This window comes from Taklimakanibacter lacteus (assembly GCA_003576695.1).
Classification (GTDB): Bacteria; Pseudomonadota; Alphaproteobacteria; order Rhizobiales; family Aestuariivirgaceae; genus Taklimakanibacter; species Taklimakanibacter lacteus.
On record QOZQ01000018.1, the window covers coordinates 1 to 24,026 of the forward strand.

Here is a 24,026-nt window from a genome sequence, read left to right on the forward strand (position 1 = left end):
GGTGCCTATGCCTCGCCCGGCTGATCGGCTTTGCCCAAGCTGATGGGGAGACTGACACGCTCCACAATCCCCGGCCCCGGCTTATCCCAGCTTGAAATCAGCTTCTTCACGGGCGACTCAGCAGGCCCCGGCTTTCGCCGGGGTGACGGAGCTTAGTTGGCCGCGCAACAGGATCAAATATCCGCCGACAGCTGCCGCCATTTTTCGGCATAGTCGGCAATCGTCGCCTGGGCGACCGGGTTAACCGGGTCGAGAGTCAGCGCCAGCTCGGGGATATTGCCCGTTGCCGTCATCAATGCCAGCACCATGGCGCCTGCCGTCGTGCCGTCGCGCAATTCGGATGCGAGCACCTTCTGGCGCGGCCGCAAGGCGGCAAGGACGCCGAGGAACACAGGATTCTTGGCAAAGGGACCATCGACGATGATGTCGTTCTTCGATTTCACCGCGGCGAGCGAGCGGTCGACCATCAGCGCACAATAAAGGGCCGCGAGGCTGGCGCGCTCTTCCTCGTTGGAAGGTGCCGGACCGGTCACGCGCCCTTTGTTGCCGGTGCCGGGCATCGGCCCGCCTGAATCGGTGAAGGAGGGGAGCGCGAAAGTCTCCCCGGCGATGAGATCGCCCAGCGCCTTGAAGCTCGCCGCTTCCGCCGGGGCGCCGCGCGACAGGACCTCGAATTCGCGCCCGCCCATGAAACGGCAGCAGGCCACCGGCTTGCCGAAGATGTCGGTATTGGTCACCGTGTCGCGCTCGGGATCGAGCTCGGTGATGCCGGTATCGGTGTCGAAGCCGATGATCCAGGTGCCGGTCGAGAGCAAAGTGAAATGCCGCCGCCCGCCGGCGAGATAGCGCAGATAATTACCGCTCGAATCATGGATGCCGGCCAGCACATGACCGCGGCCGCGGAAGCGGTCCTTGCGGAACTGGGGCTTCAGCGGGCTGATCACTTCCCAGGCCTTGGCCCAGGGCGCGAAGAGCTTGTCCCAGCCGCGCAGGCGCGCCAGAGACGAGAAGCTGTTGTCGCGCACATCCATGAGCTGCGACTGGCAGGACATGCTGGCGATCTCGATGACGCGCCTGCCGCTCAGAAGGAAGGCGACATACTGGATCCAGGGCAGGATGGTCGTGACCTTCCCGAATTTTTCGGGAAACTCAGTCTCCTGCCAGAACAGCTGCAGGCCATGGGTCAGCGCCATCGGCAGAAGCGGCCCGAAGACTTCTGAAAAGGGCGGCTCCATCTTGCGATAGGCCTCGACGATCTCGGGCGGCGGTTCCGCCATGTAATCCATGACCGGCAAAGCGAGCGAACCATTGGCGGCGAGGCAGGCAATGGCGGCGCCATGGGCCGAGGGCACCACCGCGTCAATGGGCATGATGCCGTCGAGCTCGGGCAGGTGCTTCGCGCAGAAGGAGACGAGCGGGGCGGGATCGAGATGCGGATAGAGCGGGCCCTTCACATGACGGCTCGCCATCTTGCGTTCTGCCAGAATCTTGCCGGCTGCATCGAAGAGAACGATCTTGCTGTTGGTCGCGCCCACATCGACCACGGCAATGCCGCGGAGTGTTTCTTCACTCATGATGCCGGTGTTCCTCCCCACACGCTTTGAGGAAGAAAGTGAACCAGAAAACGGCCGAGCGTCAATCCGTGTGTTGCGGCAAATTCTTGTACATGATTGTCGTAGCGTCGAGGCGGTCGCTGAGCGTGTCGCGGCAATAGCCCGGTATGATGCCGGTGGTCGCGTAGCCCAGCGATGCATAAAGCGGCTCGGCGCTGTCACCGGTGCGGGTATCGAGGGTGAGCAGGCTTCGGTGCAAACGCACCGCATGGCTCTCGATCCTGGCCATCAGAAGGCGAGCGATGCCCTGGCGGCGGTGATCGGGATGCACCAGCAATTTGCGGATCTCGGCGCGGTGCGGCTGGTTGGCCGGCGTGTCGTAGTCGAGCTGGACCGAGCCTACGATCGCTTCGCCGCACCTCGCCACCAGCAGCAGGCGGCTTTCGTCCTTCACCGCAGGCAACACCTTGCTGAGCCAGAAGGCCTCGCTCTCGGCGCGGCTATGCGGCATGATGAAGCCGATGCTGGCCCCGGCATGGACGCAGGCATGCAACAGCTCGGCCAGACCGTCGAGGTGAGCGCCGATGTCCTCGTCCGAAAAGAGCGACAAAGTGATCGGCATGTCTACACCATGAAAATGAGATAGCGGGCGGATGATTTCTTCGGTGTCGCGAAGGCGCTAGGGCCGAAGAGCTGGTAACGCAGGCAGTCGCCGGCTTTCAGATCATGGGTCTGGCCGCCGACGGTGATTTCGAGCTGGCCTTCGAGCAGGAGCAGATGATGCTCGAGGCCAGGCTTCGGCGCCTCGTCATAGGCAATGCGGGTGCCGGGACCGAGCTCGCCTTCGATCACCTCGCCGGCAAGCGTCTGCGCCGGCGGCGACACCGCGCGGCGCCGGAAGCCAATAGCCGCATCCGTCCAGATCGCCTGCGCGCCGCGGCGGACCAGCGGCACGAAGCCGCCTTCCGCCATATGCATCAGGCGCGACATGGTGAGCCCATAGGCGGCGCAGAGCTTGCTCAGCATGCTGGTGGTCGGGCTGATGGCGGAATTCTCCAGCCGCGACAGGGTGGCGCGGCTCACACCGCTCAGCGTCGCGAGATCATCCAGCGACCAGCCGCGCTCGAGACGCAAATCCTTCAGGCGCCCGGAAATGCGGGCATCGATGGAGGTTTCGTCCAGGATCATGTTTTCCATATATGAGAAATATTCTCAATAATGGGAGGAAGTCAAGGGGCGCGACCTTCCATTTCTGGACCTTTGGGGACCGGGGATGTAGGGTCCCGCGCGAATTTTCCAATGGAGCGATGAATGGCGAAGACGAAATTTGCCGATCTCAAGAAAAAAATCATCCGGGTCTGCCGCCAGATGAACGAGATGGGCATCAATCAGGGCACGTCGGGCAATGTCAGCGCCCGCACCGATGAAGGCTTCATCATCACCGCCTCCGGCATTCCCTACGACGTCATGGATGTCGAGCATATCGTCGAGATGGACCTCGATGGCGGCTATTACGGCAAGTACCTGCCCTCGACCGAATGGCGCATGCATATGGACATCTTCAAGGCGCGCCCCGAGGCCGGCGCCATCGTCCACACCCATTCGATCTATGCGACGGCGCTGTCGACCTTGCGCAAGGACATCCCGCCCTTCCATTACATGATCGGCGTCACCGGCGGCTCGACCTTGCGGGTCAGCGACTATGCCGAATTCGGCACCCAGGCTCTGTCCGACACCATGCTCACGGCGCTCAAGGAGCGCACCGCCTGCCTTCTGGCCAATCATGGCCAGATCGCCTTCGGTCCCAATCTCGACAAGGCGCTGTGGCTGGCGGGCGAGATCGAGACGCTGTGCCATCAATATTGGGCGGCGACGCTCGCCGGCAAGCCGGTCATTCTCTCGGAAGGCCAGATGAAGACCGTGCTGGCGCGCTTCAAGACCTATGGCAAGCAGGCCGCCGATCTCAAAACCGGCGAGGCGCTGGCGGTGATCGCACCGACGCGGCGCGATGAGCCGAAGTCGGGCAAGAAGAGCAAGTCCAAAGACAAAGCGAAGGACAAGGCGAAGAAGGCCAGGGACAAGTGATCGCCAATATATCGGCGCTGGCGCAGGACTTGCGCCGGCATGCGGAAACGAAGGGACCCGTCACGGTCGGCCTTGCGGGCGCCGGGCAGATGGGGACCGATCTCGTGGTGCAGCTCGCCCGGATGCCGGGCCTCAGGCTGGGTGCGCTGTCCGAAATCAGTATCGAGCGGGCAAAGGCTGCGCTGAGCCTCGCCGGACATGGCGCCGACCATTTTGCCGAGGCGAAAAATGCCAATGATATCGACCGGCTGATCGAGGCCGGCCGCATCGCCATCATCCAGGATATCGACTCCTTGGTGAAGGCCGGACGGATCGATGTGGTGATCGATGCGACCGGCAGTCCCGAAACGGGCGCTCGCTTCGCGCTCGCCGCGATCGGCGCCGGCAAGCCGATCGTCATGCTCAATGTCGAGGCCGATATCACCATCGGGCGCTATCTGCATGAGGAGGCGCGGCGCGCCGGCATCGTCTATACCGGGGCGGCAGGCGATGAGCCGGCGGCAGCGCTCGAGCTCATCGGCTTCGCGCAATCGCTTGGCCTCGACATCGTCTGCGCCGGCAAGGGCAAGAACAACCCGCTCGACTTCAATGCGGTGCCGGCCGATTACGAGGCGGAAGCCAGGCGGCGCAACATGAATGCGCGCATGCTGGTCGAATTCGTCGACGGCTCGAAGACGATGGTGGAGATGGTGGCGATCGCCAATGCCACCGGCCTCGTTCCCGATGTGCCTGGCATGCACGGGCCGGCCGCGTCGCGCGACGAGCTGGCCGATGTTCTGATCCCTGAAACCCGGGGCGGTGTGCTCGGCAAATCCGGCTGCGTCGATTATTCGATCGGCAAGGGCGTAGCGCCGGGCGTGTTCTGCATCGTCGCGACCGATCATCCGCGCGTGCTCGAGCGCATGATCGACCTCAAAGTGGGCAAGGGACCGTATTTCGCGCTGTTCCGCCCCTATCATCTGACCAGCCTCGAAGTGCCGCTGTCGGCGGCGCATGCGGTGCTGCACAAGCGGGCCGACATGGTGCCGCTCGATCATCCGGTGGCGGAGGCCGTTGCGGTCGCCAAACGCGATCTCGCTGTCGGCGAGACATTGGGCAAGATCGGCGAGGCGCAATATCGCGCCTGGGCGATGACCTGGGGCGAGGCGCGGCGCGCCAATGCGCTGCCCGTGGGACTTGCCGAGAAGGCCAAGGTGGTGAAGCCGGTGAAGGCCGGTGCCACGCTCACCTACGACAATTGCGTGCCCGATGACGGGCTCACCATCACGCAGATCCGCCGCCGGCTTGACCAGGCGGACGCGCGGTTCCTGGAGGCGGCGGAGTAGGACTATCTCTCACGGGATCGCGGATTCATGCCCGCCAGCCACGCCGTGAGTCGCGATCCTTCCCGGACGAGGCCGTCCTGATTGAAGTGGTGAACGCAATAATGCGCCCATGAATCTTCCTGCGCCATCGCCACTGCGCCGGTCACCGAGGTCGTGCCCCGTCCGATTTCGGCGTAGGTGAATTCGAAACTGCCGCGCCGGCGTGCCAGGGCAATGTGGAACGGTTCACCGGTGAATTCGTTGATGATCGGCCGGCCCCTGCTTTTCATGACGCCCGGTATGTCGACCTTTGCTGTCCTTTCTTCGAGGTCGGCCTCGAGATCGATCGGCAAATACAGCGTGTCGGACAATGCCGAGCAGGTGGATGCGAAGACGGCAAAGATATTGCTCAACGGAGCACAGGCTTCGCCCGAGATGATTGTCTGAAGCGCGATCCGCTGCGCCTCATCGGCACGCTCGTCGATGACGATCTGGCGCCTGCCGTTTCCATCCTTGATTTCGCCGGGCCATTTGTAGAGCGCCGCCCAATTCAAGCCCGTGAGCGGCGTGCCATTGAAATGACCCGCGACGATGTTGCCGACGAAAGCCGACTGACAATGACCGTGGGTCGAGGGCAAGTTGAACTGGCAGCCGCAATTCACAGCGCAGTTGCAGTTGTCATAGGTTTCACTTTTGAAGAGCCATTGATCGCTCATTTCACCGTGCCTCCCTTGCCGGGACGCCGACTGGTGAACGTCCTTCTCGCACGGCCCCCTTGGACACCAGCACGGCACCTTATGGAGGTCTGCATTATATCCCTTCATGGGGGCAGTGAAAATCAGCTTTGGCCGACAACGGCGTCTCTTGGTGGTCTAACCCACTGAATTAGCTGGTCATTCTTTCCTTCAAAATCGGCGATTGACATCATGGGCGCTGCCGCGTTTACTGCCCATAACATTTGTTCTGGCGAAATTACAAAAGTTCAAAACCGCCAGATGAGCATGGGAGGCGCTACAGCAATGACCGGACGCCCGAGCGGCGCGACGATACCTGCCGGAGTTCGCGTATGAGCGAGGCGGTGCTCGAGCGTCCGTCCGCCGGCTTCCTGCCCAAATGGCGCTGGCTTTCCTCCGAGCATCCCTTGCCCTGGCTGCTGCCGGCCTCGGCGCTGATGATCGTCTTCGGCATCTATCCGCTGCTCTATGCGCTGTGGCTGTCGCTGCATAAGCGCAACCCGGTGACGCGGCTCAATGTCTTCGATCCCGACTACAATTGGATGAAGGCCTTCGGCGACCAGCGCGTCTGGGACGCGATCGCCACCACCTTCCTCTATACCGGCATCGCCCTCGTCATCCAGCTGGTGCTCGGGCTCCTGATCGCGCTGCTGCTCGATTCCGACCGCAAGGGCTATGGCGTGCTGCGCGCCCTGATGACTTTGCCGCTGGTGGTGCCGCCCGCCGTCACCGGCATGATGTTCCTGCTCATGCTCGACGGCTCCTTCGGCGTGCTGTCGCGCTCGCTCTATGCGATCGGCCTCCTGTCGCCGCAATATCCCATTCTCGCCAACAGCTCGACCGCGCTCGCCGGCGTGCTGCTTGCCGATATCTGGCAATGGACGCCCTTCATGGTGCTGATCATGCTGGCGGGCTTGCGGTCGCTGCCCAAGGAACCGTTCGAGGCGGCGGCCATCGACGGAGCCTCCTCGATCCAGGCCTTCTTCAAGCTGACGCTGCCGATGATGTCGAAGGTGATCGGCATCGCCGTCCTCATCCGCGGCATCGATCTCTTTCGCGTCTTCGACTATGTGAAGGTGATGACCGATTCGGGGCCCGGCACCGCCACCGAGACGCTCACCTCCTATTCGGGCCGCATCTATTTCAACGGCGATTTCCCCTATGCTTCGACGCTGTCGCTCATCACCCTCATCCTGGTGATCGTCGCCTCGACGCTGTTCATGAAGATTTTCCGGGTGAAGCTTTGATGGAACAGTCTTTTGCCAGGCGCAGCTTGCGCGACATCGCCGCGGTCCTGACCGTCGCCGTCTTCATGTTCCCGCTGTTCTGGTGGGCCTTGACCTCGATCAAGCCCATGTATGCGATCTTCAACAAGGACGAGGTTGTCGTCTTCGACTTCGTGCCGACGCTCATCAACTATGCCGTCGTGCTCCTGGGCTGGTCGCGCGCCGAGATCGCCATCGAGAGCGGCTCGACCTTCGGCGTCGGCGGCACCAGCTCCTATGATTCGCGCCAGACCATCGTCGATTCGATCGTCATCGCGGTGGGCTCGACCGGCCTCACCATCATCATCGCGGTGCTCGCCGCCTATGCCCTGTCACGCATGCGCTTCCGCGGCCGCAGCGGCTTCCTCAACTGGGTGCTGGGCCAGCGCTTCCTGCCGCCGATCGCCATCATCGTCCCGCTGGTCGGCATGTACAAAGTGGCCGGCATGCGCGACACCGACAATCTCTTCCTCGGCTATGTCGGTCTCATCGTCATCCATGCGCTGATGAACCTGCCGATCGCCGTGCTGCTGCTCAAATCCTTCTTCGACGATGTGCCCAAGGATGTCGACGAGGCGGCGATGATCGACGGCGCTACGCGCTGGCAGACTTTCCGCAAGGTGGTGCTGCCGATGGTCAGGGGCGGCGTCGCGGCGGCGGCCGTGCTGTGCTTCATCTTCTCGTGGACGGAGTTCCTGCTGGCGCTCTTCCTCACCACGATCATCCGCACCGTGCCGGTCAAGATCACCACCTTCGTCACCTCGACCGGCTCCGAATGGGGCTTCATCTCGGCGCTCGGCACGGCGGCGATCCTGCCCGGCTTCATCTTCATTCTACTGGTTCAACGGCATCTGGTCCGCGGCCTTACCCTTGGCTCACTCAAGGAATGACCCGGACGAGCATCACTCAACCAAATGGGAGGACTTTATGAGCTTCAAAGAACACGATAAGAAGACCTTCATCATCGACACGGCGCGCGACTTCGCCGCGCGGCGCATCTCCAAGCGCGACTTCCTGCGCAAGACCGGCATGGCCGGCATCGGCTTCTCGGCCTTCGCCTCGGGTCTCCTCGGCTCGACGCGGCCGTTCCGCGGCAATCTCGGAGGCAACGCCGCCTATGCGCAGACGCCGGAAGAGATGACCAAGTGGCTCAAGGATGTCGGCGGCCAGTTCAAGGGCTCGAAGGTGCGCTACACCTCGGAAGCCACGCCGCCCACCGTCGTCCTCAACCAGATCAAGGGTGAGTTCACCGAGGCGACCGGCATCGAAGTCGAGATCGAGATCGTGCCGCTCGAGCAGGTGCTCGCCAAGGCGACGCAGGACGTCCAGGGCCAGCTCGGCACCTATGACGTCTATTATCTCGACCAGTCCTGGGTCGCGACCTTCTCGCAGGATACGGTCGATCCGGTGCAGTACACCAAGGACAAGCCCGATCTCGCTATGCCGGGCTTCGACTTCGACGACTTCTCCAAGCCGCTGGTCGAGGGCCTCGCCCTCTATGACGGCAAGTGGGTCGGCATTCCCTTCGACATCCCGATCTTCATCACCATGTACCGCAAGGACATCCTCGAGAAGCATGGCATCAAGCCGCCGACCAATTTCGACGAATTCACGGCAGGCGTGAAGGCGATCACCGAAGCCGAGAAGGCCAACGGCATCTTCGGCACCGGCCTCCAGGCCAAGTCGGGCCACTATTCGCTCGAATGCGACTGGACGGCGGCGGTGTGGGGCCATGGCGGCTCGATCTTCGGCAAGGACAAGAAGTTCGCCGGCAATGACGAGCAGGCCATCAAGGGTCTCCAATGGTACCAGGAGATGCTGAAGAACGCCCCGCCGCAGTCGACGGCATCGACCTGGGACGGCCAGTTTCAGATGATGCATGCGGGCCAGGTCGCGCTCGTCAACAGCTGGGACGAGTTCTTCCCCGGACTCGATGCCGATGATTCGAAGGTGAAGGGCCTGTGGGAGCCGCTGCGCCCGATCTCCTCGATGACGGGCGTGCGCGCCGTCGCCGATGCGGGCTTCGGCGAGATCCCGAATGTCGGCCACCAGGGCGGGTCGATCCTCGGCCTGTCGAAATATTCCAAGAATGTCGATGCTGCCTGGATCTTCATGCAGTGGGCCTGCTCGAAAGAGATCATGACCCGCTGCACGCTGCTCGGCGGCTTCGCGCCGATGCGGCTCTCGTCCTTCGAAGATCCGCGCGTCAAGGCCAAGGCCGTCGTCGGCCCCGGCACGACGCGCCATCTCGAGACGGTGAAGTGGACCATCGACAATGTCATGGCGTCGGAGCCCGACATGCCGCTGTGGGCCGGCTTCTCCAATAACGAGATCCCGGTCGAGCTCGGCAAGCTCCTCACCAACCAGGATTATGGCGGCGATGCCAAGAAATGCATGGACAATGTCGCCAGCCTTATCAACAAGGCCGTCGAAGACGCGGGACTTCTCTAGGACTCCCTGAACTGGCGGAGACGGTCGCATCCCGTCTCCGCCGCTTTTTTTCTGATTGAATTCATGACCCGCGATCTCGTCATTGGCCTTGATTCCTCAACGACGGCGACCAAGGCCATCGCCTGGGACCGCCATGGCCATGCCGTGGGCGAAGGCCGCGCGCCGATCGCGCTCGCCAATCCGCAAGCCGGCTGGTTCGAGCAGCAAGCTGATGACTGGCGGGCATCGGCCAGGACCGCGATCCGCGAGCTCATCACCAAGGTCAAGCCCGAGCGCATCGCCGCCATCGCCATTTCCAACCAGCGCGAAAGCTTCGCTCAGTTCGACAAGGACGGCAAGGCGCTCAGGCCCGCCACGCTGTGGCTCGATGAGCGCGGCCGCTCCGAGATCGAGCGGCTTTCGGCCAGGCTCGGCCGTCACGAAATTCATCGCATCTCCGGCAAGCCCGTCGACATGACGCCCTGCCTCTATCGCTGCGCCTGGTTCGACGCGCATATGAAGGAGATGTGGGCGAAGACCAGCAAGACCGCCGAGGTGCATGGCGTGCTGGTGCATCATCTGACCGGCCAGTGGGTGACCTCGACCGCATCCGCCGATCCGATGGGCCTCCTCGACATGCAGGCGCAGGACTGGTCGGACACGCTCATCGAAGCGGTCGGGCTCACGCGCGCGCAATTGCCCAGGCTGGCGCGGCCCGGCCAGCGCATCGCGATGCTGACCAAGGCGGCGGCAGAAGCCACCGGCCTGCCGCAGGATGTATCGGTGGTCGCCGGCGGCGGCGACGGGCAATGCGCCGGCAGCGGCGCCAATGTCTTCGCCGAAGGCCGCGCCTATCTCAATCTCGGCACCGCCGTCGTCTCGGGCAGCTTCGGCAAGACCTATGCGCATGATCCAGCCTTCCGCACCATGAATGCGATGGCCGAGACCGGCTATATCTACGAAAGCTGCCTGCGCACCGGCACGTTCCTGATCAACTGGCTGGTCGAGCAGCTGTTCACTGTCGATCCCGCCAAAAACCCGCAGATCTTCAAGACCCTGGAGGCGGAAGCGGCGCAGTCGCCGATCGGGGCCCATGGCCTCGCCCTCGTTCCCTATTGGTCGGGCTGCATGACGCCCTATTGGGACGCCAATGCCAGGGGTGTCCTTGCCGGCCTCAGCGCATCGCACCGGCGCGGAGATGTCTACCGCGCTATCCTCGAAGGGATCGCGCTCGAACAGGCGATGGTCACCGGGCGCATCGCCCGGGCGACCCGGCCGATCGATCATTATGTCGCCATTGGCGGCGGCGCCGCATCCGATCTCTGGTGCCAGATCATCGCCGATGCGTCGGGGCGCGAGGTGCGGCGCTCGACCACGGTCGAAGCCTCATCGCTGGGCGCGGCAGTCGCCGCGGCGACCGGCGCCGGCTGGTACAAGTCGGTCACCGAAGCCGCCGGCGCCATGGCGGGCGCGCTCACCAGGACCTTCACTCCCGAAGCTAGGGCGCATGCGCGCTACCAAGAGCTTGCTGCCATCTATGCCGATCTCTGGCCGTCACTATCGAAATGGAACGAGCGCATGGCCGCTTTTGCCCAAGGAGGAGCGTAACCATGCGCGACTGGAATGAACTGATCAGCGACGTGGTGGCCGGCCATTGGGCCGATCCCGAGACGGGCAAGCCCGCGAAAGTGCCATTCAAGACCATCCTTCTCGCCGAGACGCTGGAAGGCGGGGCGGCCGACGTCGCAGCTCCGCTCAAGCTCGGCAAGAGGCTGGCGGTGGTTTCCGACAGCAACACCGTCGAGGCCATGGGCCGGCGCGTCGCCCGCGAGATGAAGGCGCTCGGCACGATCGATGAGATCGTCATGCCGGGCAACATGGAATGCGACGAGCCCACCATCGCGGCGCTGCAGGAGAAGACGCGCCATGCTGATGCGCTTGTCGCGGTGGGCTCGGGCGCGCTCAGCGATACCTGCAAATATGCGACCTTCAAGGACGGCCGGCCCTATGCCACTTTCGGCACGGCGGCCTCGATGAACGGCTATGCGGCCTCCACCGCCTCGGTGACGCTGGCCAGCGGCTACAAGACATCGCTGCCCGCGCATGCGCCCAAGGGCATCTTCCTCGACCTCAAGGTCTCGGCCGATGCGCCGACCTGGCTGTCGGCGGCGGGTCTCGGCGACTGCCTCTGCCGCTCGACCGCACAGATCGACTGGTGGGCGTCGCACCGCCTGTTCGGCACATTCTATTCATCCGTTCCCTATATGCTGCAGAAGGAAGACGAAGCGCCCATGCTCGAGGCGGCGTCCGGTCTCGCCAGGCATGATATCGCTGCCAATGGCGTGCTGCACCGCGTGCTGACGCTGTGCGGGCTCGGCGTCTGCTTCACCGGCGTCTCGCATCATGGCTCGATGGGCGAGCACCAGGTCTCGCACTGGATCGACATGTTCGCAGGTCCCGCCCATCCGGGCACCACCCATGGCCAGCAAGTGGGCGTCGCCTCGCTGGCGATCGCCCGGCTGCAGGCCGAGATTCTCGCCCTCGAAAAGGCGCCCAGGATCAAGCCCACCCATATTGACGAGGCGGAGTTCATCGACCGCTATGGCCGCGAGATCGGCATGATGTGCTGTGCCGAAGCGAAGAAGAAGGCCTTCGATCGCAAGGGGGCGGATGAGTTCAATGCCAGGCTCGGCGAGATGTGGCCGCAATTGCGCGAGGAGCTCAAGCCCTTCATGATGGATCCCCGGGAGATGGAGAAGGCATTGAAAGCCGCCGGCGGGCCCCTGACGGCGAGCGACATGAACCTGCCGCGCAAGATCTGGCGGGACGCCATGAAATACGCGCGCGACGTGCGCAACCGCTGGTCCTTCCTCGACCTTGCGGATGACGCCGGTCTGCTCGATGATTTCCTTTCACGTGATGCGCAATAGGGACGGGAACAGCTGATGGCATCGGTTTCAGCCAAGAAAGTCTTCAAGAACTATGGCGAGGTGGCGGTCGTCCACGGCATCGACCTCGATATCGAGGATGGCTCCTTCGTGGTGCTGCTGGGACCGTCCGGTTGCGGCAAGTCAACGCTCCTGCGCATGATCGCAGGGCTCGAGACGGTCACCAAGGGCGATATCGAGATCGCGGGAAAACGCGTCAATGACGTGCACCCGAAGGACCGCAATATCGCGATGGTGTTCCAGAACTATGCGCTCTATGCGCATATGAATGTCGCCGCCAATATGAGCTTCTCGCTGCAGCTCGCCAAACGACCGCAGTCGGAGATCGACGAGAAGGTCTCCTGGGCCGCGAAGATCCTCAATCTCGAGCCCTATCTCAAGCGTTACCCTCGCGAATTGTCCGGCGGCCAGCGCCAGCGCGTCGCCATGGGCCGCGCCATCGTGCGCGATCCGGCGGTCTTCCTGTTCGACGAGCCTCTGTCCAATCTCGACGCCAAATTGCGCGTGCAGATGCGCACCGAGATCAAGGAACTGCATGAAAGGCTCAAGACAACGACCGTCTATGTGACGCATGACCAGATCGAGGCGATGACGATGGCCGACAAGATCGTCATCCTGCGCGATGGGCGCATCGAGCAGATCGGCTCGCCGCTCGAAGTCTACGACCATCCGGTCAATCTCTTCGTCGCCACTTTCATCGGCTCGCCGGCGATGAATCTGCTGAAAGGCGAGATCGTCAAGGACAAGGCCGGGCTTGCGGTGAAATCGGGCGATGTGCTGCTGCCTCTACCCAAGGGCGCCGGGGCGGAGAAGGGGCAGAAGGTCGTCTATGGCATCCGTCCCGAGCATCTCGATCCCGTGGCGGGCAAAGGCGGCATCCCGTCCAGGATCAGCGTCGTCGAGCCGACTGGACCCGAGATCCATATCTATACCGAGCTCGCCGGCGAGGAAGTCTGCGCCATCACCGATGAGCGCCTGGAATTGAAACGCGGCGAAACGCTCGGCCTCGAACCGAAGCTCGACCGCGTCCATCTGTTCGACGAAGAGAGCGGGAAGGCGATTTTGTAATGAGGGAAGCGGATGAGATTCTCTGACCTGCCCAGCCATCGTCATCCCGGCGAAAGCCGGGACCCATTAAATTCTTTCCAGGCGGGCGGCGCTTCCCGGACTGCACTTATTCAGGGGGGCCCGGCTTTCGCCGGGATGACGGTGTAGGACATGGCAGTGATTACCATTCTGGGGGCAGGGGTCATGGGATCGGCCATGGTCCTGCCGGCGCGCGACAAGGGTCATGAGGTGCGGCTGGTCGGCACGCATCTCGACCAGGCGATCATCGACAGTGTCAAGGCGAGCGGCCGGCATCCGCGCCTCAATGTCAAACTGCCGGACGGCGTCAAAGCTTTTTCTCATGCCGAATTCGGCCGGGCGCTCGGCGAGGACACCGATCTCCTGATCCTGGGCGTGAGCTCGGCCGGCATCGGCTGGGCCATCGATCGCCTGTGCGAGACGCTGAACCGGCAAGTCCCGGTGATGATGATCACCAAGGGGCTGATGCCGAAGGATGGCGCCATCCTCACTCTGCCGGACTTCGTGCAGGCGGAAGTGAAGCGCCGCAAGGGCCTGGCGCTGGATCTCGCCGCGGTCGGCGGGCCCTGCATCGCGGGCGAGCTGGCGGTGCGCCGGCAGACCGGTGTCGTCATCACCTCGCGGACGCAGGGTCTTGCGGGCAGGCTCTGCGACATGCTCGCCACCGACTACTATCATCCGCGCGTCTCCGGCGACATGGAAGGGGTCGAGCTGTGCGCCGCCTTCAAGAATTTCTTCGCCATCTCGGTCGGCTGGGCCCAGGGCCAGCATGAGAAGGCCGCGAAGACCGAGAACAACGCCTTCAATTTCAATGCCGCCTCGATCATCTTCGACCAGGCGATCGCCGAGATGATGGTGCTGGCGCGTTTCCTCGGCGGCAAGGATGGAAGCGTATGGGGCATGCCCGGCGCCGGCGATCTCTATGTGACCTGCCAGGCGGGGCGCAATTCGAGGCTCGGCCGGCAGTTGGGCCTCGGCCTCTCTTATGCCGAGGTCAAGGCCGGGCCGATGAAAGATGATACGATCGAGGGGGCCGAGCTCGGCATCGCGCTCGCTGCGACCCTGAAACAGCTCATGGCGTCGGGCAGGCTCGATGCCGCGCAATTGCCGGTGACGGCGGCGCTGCTCCAGGCCCTGACCGGCCATGAGAAGCTCGCCATGCCGTGGGACCAATTGCATCGTTACGCGTGAATTATCGGAGTGTGTCATGACAGAGAAGAAATCCATCGCCATCGGCGCCGATCACCTGGGCCTCGAGCTCAAGAACACCTTGGTCGAGCACCTCAAGTCGAAAGGCTATGAGGTCAAGGACATGGGGGTCGCCGACAACAGTCCGGTTGATTATCCCGATATCGGGATCAAGGTGGCGGAAGCGGTCGGACGCGGCGATTATCCGCGCGGCATATTGGTGTGCGGCACCGGCGCCGGCATGGCGATCACCGCCAACAAGGTGCCGGGCGTGCGCGCCGTGCCGGTGATGGACCCCTATACGGCGGAACGCGCCATGGCATCGAACAATGCCCAGGTCATCACCTTCGGCCAGCTCATTGTCGGGCCGGCGGTGGCGAAGATGCTGACCGATATCTGGCTCAATGCCGAATTCCAGGGCGGCCGCTCGGCACCCAAGGTCGCCAAGATGGATGCGCTGGACGAGAAGTATCGCAAGTCCGTGAAATGAACGATGAGTCCATGCTGGTGCTGAGAGATCACGATCACTTCAGATCGGAACGATCTGAAGTGATGAACGTGATCGTTTTCATTTGGCGCGTGATCGGACGGAAAACCGGTGCCCACTTTTCCTGATCACGCGCTCGATCGCGACGAGCAGCTCGCGACCCGCGCCGCATGGCTTTATTTCGTCGCCGGCCTGACCCAGGCGCAGATCGGCAAGAAGCTCGGCATCAACCGCATCCGCGTCAACCGGCTGCTGGCCCAGGCGCGCGAGCAGGGCATGGTGCAGATCAGGATCACCGGCCGGCTGGCCGATTGCATCGAGCTCGAGAACCGGATCACGGAGCATTTCAAGATCGACCAGGCGATCATCGTGCCGACGCCGCCCGATGCGTCGCTTATCCGTCATGTGATCGGCGCCGCGGCCGGTGGCGCGCTGGCGGAACGCCTCAAGGACGGCATGTCGGTCGGCGTCGGCTGGGGCCGCACCTTGCGGCTCAGCCTGCGCTCGGTGCCGCGGCGGCCCTTGCGGCGCGTCTCGGTCGTCTCGCTGATGGGCGGGCTCACCCGGGGTGCCGCCGTCAATCCGCATGAGACAGCCTCGCATCTCGCCGACCTCATCGATGCGCAATGCTTCTACATCGCGGCACCGGCGCTTGCCGATTCGCAGGCGACGCGCGATCTCCTGGCCCAGCAGCCGATGATCAGGGATGTGTTCGAGCGCCTGCGCAAGGTCGATCTGGTCCTTGTCTCGGTCGGCGGCCTTGCACCCGACAGCACCATCCATCAGGTCGATCTCATCTCCGAGACCGACGCCGGATCGCTCAGGAAAGCGGGAGCGGTCGGCGATCTGTGCGCCCATTGGCTCGATGTCGAGGGCCGGCTGGTCGATCACCCGCTCAACAAGCGGGCGGTGGCGTTGTCGCCCTTCGATCTCAAATCCGTGCCCTGCGTCATCGTGGCGTCAGGCGGCGCTGACAAGGTCGAGGTGCTGCATGGCGCGCTGAAAGGCGGCATGGTCGACATATTGATCACCGATGAGGCCACCGCCTCGGGCGTCCTCGCCATCGCGGAGGAGAGGGATAAATGAGCGAAGCGGCTCTCGGTATCGATGTCGGCACCTCTGGCATCCGCGCTGTGCTCGCCGGGCGCGACGGCGATATCCTCGCCATGAGCCAGACGGCGATGGCGTTGCCGCAGCAAAGCTTCGGGCGGCTGTGGCAGGACGCGCATGTTTGGTCGGCGGCGCTCGATGAAGTGCTGCTCGGGCTCAAGGCGAAACTCAACGGGCACCAGGTGCTGGCGCTCGCCATAGACGGCACGTCGGGAACCATCCTGCCGATCGATGGTGACGGTGCGCCGGTCGGCCTCGCCTCGATGTATAATGACGTGGCCGAGCAGAGATTCCTCGATCCTGTCATGAAGGTGGCGCCGCAGGAGACGGCGGCGCGCGGCGGCTCATCGCCCTTGGCGCGGGCGCTCGAGATGCAGGCCACGATTGCGCCGGCGCGGATCCTGCACCAGGCCGACTGGCTCGCGGGTCGGCTGTCGGGGCGCTTCGATGTCAGCGATGAGAACAACGCGCTCAAGACCGGCTATGATCCGGTGAAGCGGAGATGGCCGTCCTGGATCGGTGAGACCGGCCTCGATATGACGCTTTTGCCCGAGATCGTCGCGGCGGGTGAGCGCACCGGCACGATCCTTCCCAATATTGCCGAGCGCTATGGATTGCCGCGCGATGTGGCCGTCGTGGCCGGCACCACCGATGGCTGTGCCGCCTTTCTTGCCAGCGGCGCCTCCACACCCGGAGATGGCGTCACCTCGCTCGGCACGACCTTGACCTTGAAGCTCCTGTCCGACCGCGCGGTCTTCGCGCCGCAATATGGAATCTACAGCCACCGGATCGGCGATCAGTGGCTGGCCGGCGGCGCGTCGAACACGGGAGGCGCCGCGCTCGCCGCCCATTTCAGCCGCGAGGATATTGCGCGGCTCACGCCCTTGATCGATCCCGATCATCCGACCGGGCTCGATTACTATCCGTTGCCCAAGCCGGGCGAGCGTTTCCCGATCAATGATCCGTCGCTCGCGTCGCGCGTGACGCCCCGGCCTGATGACCAGCGCCTGTTCTTCCAGGGCCTGCTCGAAGGCATAGCGGGGGTCGAAGCGCTGGGCTATCGCCGCCTCGCCGAGCTCGGCGCGTCCTCTCTCAAGTCCTTGCGCTCGGTCGGCGGTGGCGCCGGCAATGACCCATGGACGCGCATCCGCGAGCGCCTGCTCAAGGTCCGGAACGTGCCGGCGCTGTCCGAGCATGCGGCCGTCGGCACGGCGCGTCTCGCCTGGCAAGGTATCGGCCATGATCTCCATTGAAGGCCTGAGCCGGATCGCCGATCAGTATGACGGCATGCTGATCGACCAGTTCGGTGTGCTGCATGATGGCGCCAGACTCTATCCCGGCAGCCTCGGTGTGCTTGCCGAACTGCACCGGCTCGGCATTCCCGTCGCGGTGATGACCAATTCCGGCCGGCGCGCGGCGGCCAATGTGGCGCGCCTCACGCAAATGGGAATTCCGCGCGATCATTTCGTCGATGCGGTGAGTTCGGGCGAGGTCGCCCATGATCTCTTGCGCGGCACGGCGGCGAAGCGCGCTTTCATCATCGGCAGGACGGGCGATGAATATGGTTTCGATTATTTCGAGCTCGTCGAGCGGCCGCAGGATGCCGATATCATTCTCATTCTCGGCACGGATGTGCCCAGGATCTCGCTTGCGGACTATGGCCGGCTCCTGAACGGCATCACCGTACCGGCGATCTGCTGCAATCCCGACAAGCTGATGATCACCTCATCCGGCCTGCAGCCGGCGCCCGGCGCCATCGCAGCACTTTATGAGGCGCAGGGCGGCAAGGTGCGCTGGATCGGCAAGCCCTATCGCGACATCTATGATTCTGCGCTGAAGGTAATCGGCAGGCCGAAGCGGGTCCTGTGCATCGGCGACAGCGCCGAGCATGATGTCGGCGGCGGGCGCGGCGCCGGGCTGACCACGCTCCTGGTCAGGACCGGCGTGTCGGAAGGCCTCACGCAATTCGAGCCCGAGCCCGATTACCTGCTGGAGCGCTTCACCTGGCGATGAGCCACTCATGCTCCTTGGCATTGTGGAATTTCCAGGTGCGCTTCGGCCCCGCCATCACATTGAGATAATAGAGATCATAGCCATGCGTGGCGGCGCAGGGATGATAGCCCTTAGGGACGAGGGTCACATCGCCGTCCTCGATCGCCATCGCCTCGTCGAGCGAGCGATCATCGGTATAGACGCGCTGGAAGCCAAAGCCCTGGGGCGGGTTGAAGCGGTGATAATAGGTTTCCTCCAGCAGCGATTCATGCGGGAGATTGTCCTCGTCATGCTTGTGCGGCGGATAGGACGAGGTATGGCCGCCCGGCGTGATGACCTCGACGACGAGCAGGCTTTCCGCCGGCTCGGTCTCGGGCAGGATATTGGTGACATGGCGTATATTGGTGCCCTTGCCGCGCGTCTCCTGGCCGAGATCGTCGGGGCGGATGACGCGTGCCGGCAATTTGCCGGAGCCGGGCGCCGTGCACACGCCGATTTCGAGCGGCGTCTCGGCGGCGACGCTCCAGGCCTTGCCGGCCGGCACATAGACCGACCAGGGTTTTCCCTCGAAAGGCGACATGCGCTCGCCAAGGATGCCGAGGTCCCGGCCATCGACCGTGACCCGGCCCTTGCCGGAGACGAAGACGAGGCAGGTCTCGCGGTCCTTGATCTCAGCCTTCGCGGCCTGGCCCGGCTTCAGCTTCCACAGATCGAAGCCGACATAGGTCCAGCCGGCCGTCTCCGGCGTCACATGGACGATGCGGCCTTCGCCCGTCTTGGCTTTCAGCAGCAGTTTCGCCATCAGGTGAGCCCGCCTTGTTTCAGGAACCGGACGAGATTGTCATAGCCCATTTTGGCATATTTCGCGGGCTCGGCTTTCCTCGGATCCTGCTCGGCCTCGACCACCACCCAGCCGGAATAGCCCGGAAGCTGCTTGAACACCGAGACATAGTCGACCATGCCGTCGCCCGGCACGGTGTAGACGCCGGCGATCACTGAATCGAGGAAGGACCAGTCCCCGGCATCCGATTCCTTCCGCACAGCGGGGCGCACATCCTTGCAGTGAACATGGCTGATGCGTTTCCTGTATTTGCGCGCGAGCTCGGCCGGATCGGCGCCGCCCCAGGTGGCGTGGCCGGTGTCGAGCAGCAGATGCACGGCTTCGCCCGTCTCCTGCATCAGCCGGTCGATCTCTTCCGGAGTCTGGATGACGGTGCCCATGTGATGATGATAGACGAGCTGGAAGCCCTCCTGGCGCAAGAGTTCGGCGAGCTTGGTCAGTCGCTCGGTGAAGCGCTTCCATTCCTCTTCCGTCATCCTGGGTCTCGTCGAGAGCGGCTTCGACTTGTCGCCATGAATGGTGCGGGTGCATTCGGCCACGATGAAGACAGGGGTGCCCATGTCCTTGAGGAGCTTGCGGTGATGCGCGGCTTCGGCGAATTCGGTCTCGGCATCGCGCTCGATCAGGAAGATCGAATGCCAGCCGCCGATCAGCGCATGGCCGTATCTCTCGAGGATCGGGCGCAGTTTCGCCGCTTCGCGCGGGAACTTGTTGCCGAGCTCCATGCCGACGAAGCCCGCCGCCTTCGCCTCGCTCAGGCATTGCTCGAGCGGGATCCAGCCGCCGATCTCCTGCATGTCGTCATTCGACCAGCCGATCGGATTAGCGCCGATGCGGATTGCCATGGGTGATACCTCCTGAACTACTTCGTCATACTGTTAATGAACGTCATCCCGGCGAAAGCCGGGACCCCCTGAATAAAATAAACCGGGCGGCGCTGCCCGCTTTGCGATGATTCAATGGGTCCCGGCTTTCGCCGGGATGACGGTATGGGGTAGCACTGCATCGGATCGTCAATCCCCGATACGCTGCTGCTTCAGCGCCGTCTCGTATTTCTTCCGCGCGGCCTCGACTTCCTTGCGGGCCGAGACTTCCGGCACCGCCACGTCCCACCAATGACCGCCGGCATCGGTTGAGATCCAGGGATCGGTGTCGATGACGATGACGGTGGTGCGCGCATTGCCCTTCGCCTTGACGAGTGCTGCCTCGAGATCGGCGAGCGAGGAGACCTTCTCGGCAATGGCGCCCATGCTCCTGGCATGGGCGGCGAAATCGATCTCGGGGAGAGTCTCATGCACCGAGTCGACGAGGAGATTGTTGAAGCGGGCACCGCCCGTCGCCTTCTGCAGCCTCGTGATGCAGCCATAGCCTCGATTGTCGAGCAGCACGATGGTGAGCTTGACGCCCAGCATCACCGAGGTCGCCACTTCCGAATTGAGCATCAGATAGGAGCCGTCGCCCACCATCACCACGACATCGCGCTCGGGCTGCGCCAGCTTCATGCCGATGCCGCCGGCGATCTCATAGCCCATGCAGGAGAAGCCATATTCGAGATGATAGGAAGAAGGCGTGCTCGCCTGCCACAATTTGTGCATCTCGCCGGGCAAGCCGCCCGCCGCGCACAGGACCGATATGTCGCGGCCCAATGCGCGCTGCACCGCGCCGACCACCTGCGCGTCGGAGGGCAGCGCATTGGAAGCGGCGGTCGCCGCTTCGGCTTCCTTCATCCATGCCTTGAAGCCGTCTTTGGCCGATTTGGTCCATTGGGCATCGGCCTTGTAGCTGCCGAGATCGGCGGAGAGCTCCTCGAGTCCGGTGCGGGCATCGGCGATCAGCGGCAGAGCCTGATGCTTGGTTGCATCGAAGACCTGGGTGTTGAGGCCGATGAGGGTCTTGCCGGGATTCTTGAACAAGGCCCAGGAGCCGGTGGTGAAATCCTGCAAGCGCGTGCCCACCGCCAGGATGACATCGGCTTCCTCGGCCAGGTGATTGGCGGCCGATGTGCCGGTGACGCCGATGGCGCCCATATTGAGCGGGTTGAGGAAGGGCAGCGAAGATTTGCCGCCCTGGGTCTCGGCGACCGGAATGCCGTGGCGCTCGGCGAAGCCCGCCAGAGCGGCGGAGGCTTCCGAATAGAGGACGCCGCCGCCGGCGATGATCACCGGCTTCTTCGCCTCGCGCAATGTCGCCACCGCGCGGGCAAGCTCGTTCTCATCGGGCCTTGCACGGCGCTGCGTCCAGACCTTCTCGGCGAAGAAGCTCGCCGGATAGTCATAGGCCTCGGCCTGCACATCCTGGCAGAGCGCCAGCGTCACCGGGCCGCATTCGGCGGGATCGGTCAGCACTTGCATGGCGCGGAGGAGCGCCGGGATGAGCTGCTCGGGCCGCTGGATGCGGTCGAAATAACGCGACACCGGCTTGAAGCAATCATTGGCTGAAGCGGTGCCGTCGCCGAAATTCTCGATCTGCTGCAGGACGGGATCGGGCTTGCGGTTGGCGAAGATATCTCCGGGGAGGAACAGCACCGGCAGGCGGTCGACATGGGCGACGGCGGCGGCGGTCACCATATTGAGGGCGCCGGGGCCGATGGAGGTGGTGCAAGCCATCATCCGCCGGCGACGCGTCGTCTTGGCGAAGGCGATCGCCGCATGTGCCATGGCCTGCTCATTATGGGCGCGATAGGTCGGCAATTCGTCCTTCACGCCATAAAGCGCCTCGCCCATGCCGGCGACATTGCCATGGCCGAAGATCGCCCAGACTCCGGCGAAAATCGGCTCCTTACGGCCGTCGATCAGCGTCATCTGGCGGGTGAGGAAGCGCGCCAGCGCCTGGGTCATGGTGAGGCGGATGGTCTTGGTCATGGATGCGTCCTCTTCCACAATTCGACAAGCCTGCCGAAACGTTGGGTCATGGCGGCGACCGCCTCTTCATCCGGGCGACGTCCGGCCAGCCAGTCCTTCGCCACATCATTGAAGATCGTGCGGCCAATGGCAAATCCCTTTACCCAGGGCTGGCCCGATGCGATCTCGAAGGCCTTGGCCAGCTCGCTTTCCGGCGCCTCGAGGCCGAGAAGCACGATGCCCCGGCAATGCGGATCATGGCGGGCGATGACGGCGCCGATATTCTGCCAGGCGCGGGCGCTGGCCTGCGGCTCGAGCTTCCACCAGTCGGGCTTGATGCCGCGCTCATAGACGTCTTCCAGCGCCCGGGCGATGGTGTCGTCCGTGAGCGCGCCATGCTTGCCGGCGATGATCTCGACCAGCAATTCGCGGCCCACGCTGCGCGCCGCCTCGAAAAGAGTGCGCAGCTTTCCAAGCTGCTCGTCCTTCAGCGCTTTGTCGTCATCGGGATGATGGAAAGCGAGGCACTTGATCGTGTGGCCGACCGGCCATTCGACCAGGCGGCTGCCTACATCCTGGGTGAACTCGAAACGCAGGGGACGCGAGCCCGGCTCTTCCAGCGGCCGCGCGATCCACAGATTGTGCTTCGCCGCGTCGAACATCGCCTCGCGGCCATAGATATCGTCGAGCAGCATGCCGAAGCCGGGCTCGCCTTTGGCGACATTGGCCGTCGCCTTGACGGCGAGGCGCTTGAAATCGGCGATGCGCGCGCGGGGCACATTCAGCTTGTCGGCCATGTCCTCGAGCTGCATCCGGTGATCGATCGCCAGCGCCAGCAGGCCTTCCGGCTGCGGGCGGCGCGTCGTCGCCCAGTGGATGTGGTTGATCGCCTCGTCGCGGCGCAGCGCCTTGTGCCGGCTGCCCTGCTTCAAGAAGAACTGCAGCTCTTCCCAGGTCGGGATCTCGGGCGAGCAGAGGAGACGCGACACCGCGAAAGCGCCGCAGGCATTGGCCCAGGTGGCCGAGGTCGCATGGTCCTCACCCCTGAGCCAGCCGCGCAGGAAGCCCGACATGAAACTGTCGCCCGCCCCCAGCACATTATAGACCTCGATGGGGAAGCCCTGGCCGACAATGCCGTCCTCGATGCGGGCCGGAATGGCGTCGGGAAAGACGACGCAGCCCATAGGTCCGCGCTTCAGCACGATCGTCGCCTTGGACAAAGAACGGATCTTGCGCAGGGCGGCAAGCGTGTCTTCCGCGCCGCCGGCAATATGCACTTCCTCCTCGGTGCCGACGATCAGGTCGCAATCGGCCAGAATGGTCTGCAGGGCCTCCGATACCTTGTCCGACTTGATATAGCGCTCCTCGCCGGCGCCATGGCCGGCGAGCCCCCAGAGATTGGGCCGGTAGTCGATGTCGAAGATGATCCTGCCGCCATTCGCCTTGGCGATGGCCATCGCCTTTTTCTGGGCGGCGGCGTTGACCGCTCTGGCGAAATGCGTGCCGGTGACGAGGACGGAAGCGCTCGAGCGGATGAAATCGGGATCGATGTCGGCTTCCGACAAAACGCTGTCGGCGCAATTGTCGCGATAGAAGATGAGCGGGAAGGTCTTGTCGTTCTCGACCGAGAGCAGGACGAGGGAGGTGAGGCGGTCCTTGTCGGTGGCGATGCCTTCGAGCGAGACGCCCTCGCGAGCCATCTGCTCCTTGATATAGCGGCCCATCTGCTCGTCGCCGACGCGGGTGATGAGGCCCGATTTCAGGCCGAGCCTGGCCGTGCCGATGGCGATATTGGAAGGGCAGCCGCCGACCGACTTGGCGAAGGAGGCGATATCTTCCAGCCTGGAGCCGATCTGCTGGCCATAGAGATCGACGGAAGACCTGCCAATGGTAATGACATCGAGCGCCGCCATGACCTCCCAGCATCCTTGTAGGCTTGTGTTTGCTTTGGACGATATGAAACAATAATTCTATTAGATAGTCAATTCAGAATATTTGTTCCACCTGTGTCATTTCAAATTCCTCCTTCCTCCGCGAAGCGGGGGAAGGTGGCGCGTAGCGCCGGATGGGGGCGGTGCTGCGCGGGCTGTGTTGAAGGCCTCCACATCTGAGGCCCCCATACCGAGACACAATCTCACAACATTCCAGGGAGTTTTGTCGGTT

21 protein-coding genes are annotated in these 24,026 nt (G+C 63.6%); 13 read left to right on the forward strand and 8 right to left on the reverse strand.

All coding sequences use genetic code 11. The features are described 5' to 3' along the window. Window positions 1-173: 173 nt before the first annotated feature. The 3 genes from DT068_RS27300 to DT068_RS27310 form a co-directional block, all read right to left on the reverse strand. Window positions 174-1,574, reverse strand: a complete 1,401-nt coding sequence (locus tag DT068_RS27300; RefSeq protein WP_119393075.1) for an FGGY-family carbohydrate kinase — start codon at window positions 1,572-1,574, stop codon at window positions 174-176. A 61-nt stretch (window positions 1,575-1,635) separates the two neighbouring features. Continuing rightward, window positions 1,636-2,175, reverse strand: a complete 540-nt coding sequence (locus DT068_RS27305; RefSeq protein ID WP_119393076.1) for a GNAT family N-acetyltransferase — start codon at window positions 2,173-2,175, stop codon at window positions 1,636-1,638. Window positions 2,176-2,177: 2 nt separating this feature from the next. Further along, on the reverse strand, window positions 2,178-2,741 hold the full coding sequence (locus DT068_RS27310; RefSeq protein ID WP_368905307.1) for a helix-turn-helix domain-containing protein: 564 nt from the start codon (window positions 2,739-2,741) through the stop codon (window positions 2,178-2,180). A gap of 123 nt (window positions 2,742-2,864) precedes the next feature. On the opposite strand from DT068_RS27310, the gene DT068_RS27315 reads away from it, so the two are divergent. Both DT068_RS27315 and DT068_RS27320 read left to right on the forward strand, forming a co-directional pair. Beyond that, the gene (locus tag DT068_RS27315) at window positions 2,865-3,638 is read left to right on the forward strand and encodes a class II aldolase/adducin family protein (RefSeq protein ID WP_119393078.1); all 774 of its coding nucleotides are present in this window, start codon (window positions 2,865-2,867) and stop codon (window positions 3,636-3,638) included. After that, entirely contained in the window at window positions 3,635-4,963 is a 1,329-nt protein-coding gene (locus DT068_RS27320; protein ID WP_368905309.1) for an NAD(P)H-dependent oxidoreductase, read from the forward strand. The genes DT068_RS27315 and DT068_RS27320 overlap by 4 nt, the downstream gene beginning before the upstream one ends. A 2-nt stretch (window positions 4,964-4,965) precedes the next feature. On the opposite strand, the gene DT068_RS27325 is transcribed toward DT068_RS27320, so the two are convergent. After that, entirely contained in the window at window positions 4,966-5,658 is a 693-nt protein-coding gene (locus tag DT068_RS27325) for a DUF1326 domain-containing protein (protein WP_119393079.1), read from the reverse strand. A gap of 350 nt (window positions 5,659-6,008) precedes the next feature. Between DT068_RS27325 and DT068_RS27330 the strand changes: the two genes are divergently transcribed. From DT068_RS27330 to DT068_RS27380, 11 genes are all read left to right on the forward strand, one after another. Next, on the forward strand, window positions 6,009-6,923 hold the full coding sequence (locus tag DT068_RS27330) for a carbohydrate ABC transporter permease (protein WP_119393080.1): 915 nt from the start codon (window positions 6,009-6,011) through the stop codon (window positions 6,921-6,923). Then, window positions 6,923-7,831, forward strand: a complete 909-nt coding sequence (locus tag DT068_RS27335; protein ID WP_119393081.1) for a carbohydrate ABC transporter permease — start codon at window positions 6,923-6,925, stop codon at window positions 7,829-7,831. The genes DT068_RS27330 and DT068_RS27335 overlap by 1 nt, the downstream gene beginning before the upstream one ends. 37 nt (window positions 7,832-7,868) lie before the next feature. After that, window positions 7,869-9,392 (forward strand): ABC transporter substrate-binding protein, encoded by a 1,524-nt coding sequence (locus DT068_RS27340; RefSeq protein WP_119393082.1) that lies wholly within the window; start codon window positions 7,869-7,871, stop codon window positions 9,390-9,392. 63 nt (window positions 9,393-9,455) lie between these two features. Further along, window positions 9,456-10,979, forward strand: coding sequence for an FGGY-family carbohydrate kinase (locus tag DT068_RS27345; protein ID WP_119393083.1), 1,524 nt, complete (start codon window positions 9,456-9,458; stop codon window positions 10,977-10,979). Window positions 10,980-10,981: 2 nt separating this feature from the next. After that, window positions 10,982-12,301 (forward strand): iron-containing alcohol dehydrogenase, encoded by a 1,320-nt coding sequence (locus tag DT068_RS27350; protein ID WP_119393084.1) that lies wholly within the window; start codon window positions 10,982-10,984, stop codon window positions 12,299-12,301. Between the two features lie 15 nt (window positions 12,302-12,316). Further along, window positions 12,317-13,387, forward strand: a complete 1,071-nt coding sequence (locus DT068_RS27355) for an ABC transporter ATP-binding protein (protein WP_119393085.1) — start codon at window positions 12,317-12,319, stop codon at window positions 13,385-13,387. 150 nt (window positions 13,388-13,537) lie between these two features. Continuing rightward, window positions 13,538-14,596 carry a glycerol-3-phosphate dehydrogenase gene (locus DT068_RS27360; protein ID WP_119393086.1) on the forward strand — a complete coding sequence of 353 codons (1,059 nt, stop codon included), beginning with the start codon at window positions 13,538-13,540 and terminating at the stop codon, window positions 14,594-14,596. Between the two features lie 16 nt (window positions 14,597-14,612). Further along, window positions 14,613-15,083 carry an RpiB/LacA/LacB family sugar-phosphate isomerase gene (locus DT068_RS27365; RefSeq protein WP_119393087.1) on the forward strand — a complete coding sequence of 157 codons (471 nt, stop codon included), beginning with the start codon at window positions 14,613-14,615 and terminating at the stop codon, window positions 15,081-15,083. Window positions 15,084-15,191: 108 nt separating this feature from the next. Further along, the gene (locus tag DT068_RS27370; protein WP_119393088.1) at window positions 15,192-16,166 is read left to right on the forward strand and encodes a sugar-binding transcriptional regulator; all 975 of its coding nucleotides are present in this window, start codon (window positions 15,192-15,194) and stop codon (window positions 16,164-16,166) included. Then, window positions 16,163-17,443 carry an FGGY-family carbohydrate kinase gene (locus tag DT068_RS27375; RefSeq protein WP_119393089.1) on the forward strand — a complete coding sequence of 427 codons (1,281 nt, stop codon included), beginning with the start codon at window positions 16,163-16,165 and terminating at the stop codon, window positions 17,441-17,443. The genes DT068_RS27370 and DT068_RS27375 overlap by 4 nt, the downstream gene beginning before the upstream one ends. Beyond that, a complete protein-coding gene (locus tag DT068_RS27380) occupies window positions 17,430-18,203 on the forward strand; it encodes a TIGR01459 family HAD-type hydrolase (RefSeq protein ID WP_162914502.1) in 774 nt (257 codons plus the stop codon). Before DT068_RS27375 ends, DT068_RS27380 begins: the two co-directional genes overlap by 14 nt. On the opposite strand, the gene iolB is transcribed toward DT068_RS27380, so the two are convergent. From iolB to DT068_RS27400, 4 genes are all read right to left on the reverse strand, one after another. Further along, window positions 18,190-18,984, reverse strand: a complete 795-nt coding sequence (gene iolB / locus DT068_RS27385) for a 5-deoxy-glucuronate isomerase (RefSeq protein ID WP_119393091.1) — start codon at window positions 18,982-18,984, stop codon at window positions 18,190-18,192. The genes DT068_RS27380 and iolB overlap by 14 nt on opposite strands. After that, on the reverse strand, window positions 18,984-19,868 hold the full coding sequence (gene iolE / locus DT068_RS27390; RefSeq protein ID WP_119393092.1) for a myo-inosose-2 dehydratase: 885 nt from the start codon (window positions 19,866-19,868) through the stop codon (window positions 18,984-18,986). The genes iolB and iolE overlap by 1 nt, the downstream gene beginning before the upstream one ends. Window positions 19,869-20,036: 168 nt before the next feature. Beyond that, entirely contained in the window at window positions 20,037-21,884 is a 1,848-nt protein-coding gene (iolD, locus tag DT068_RS27395; protein WP_119393093.1) for a 3D-(3,5/4)-trihydroxycyclohexane-1,2-dione acylhydrolase (decyclizing), read from the reverse strand. Continuing rightward, window positions 21,881-23,776, reverse strand: a complete 1,896-nt coding sequence (locus tag DT068_RS27400) for a bifunctional 5-dehydro-2-deoxygluconokinase/5-dehydro-2-deoxyphosphogluconate aldolase (protein WP_119393094.1) — start codon at window positions 23,774-23,776, stop codon at window positions 21,881-21,883. The genes iolD and DT068_RS27400 overlap by 4 nt, the downstream gene beginning before the upstream one ends. Window positions 23,777-24,026: the final 250 nt, after the last annotated feature.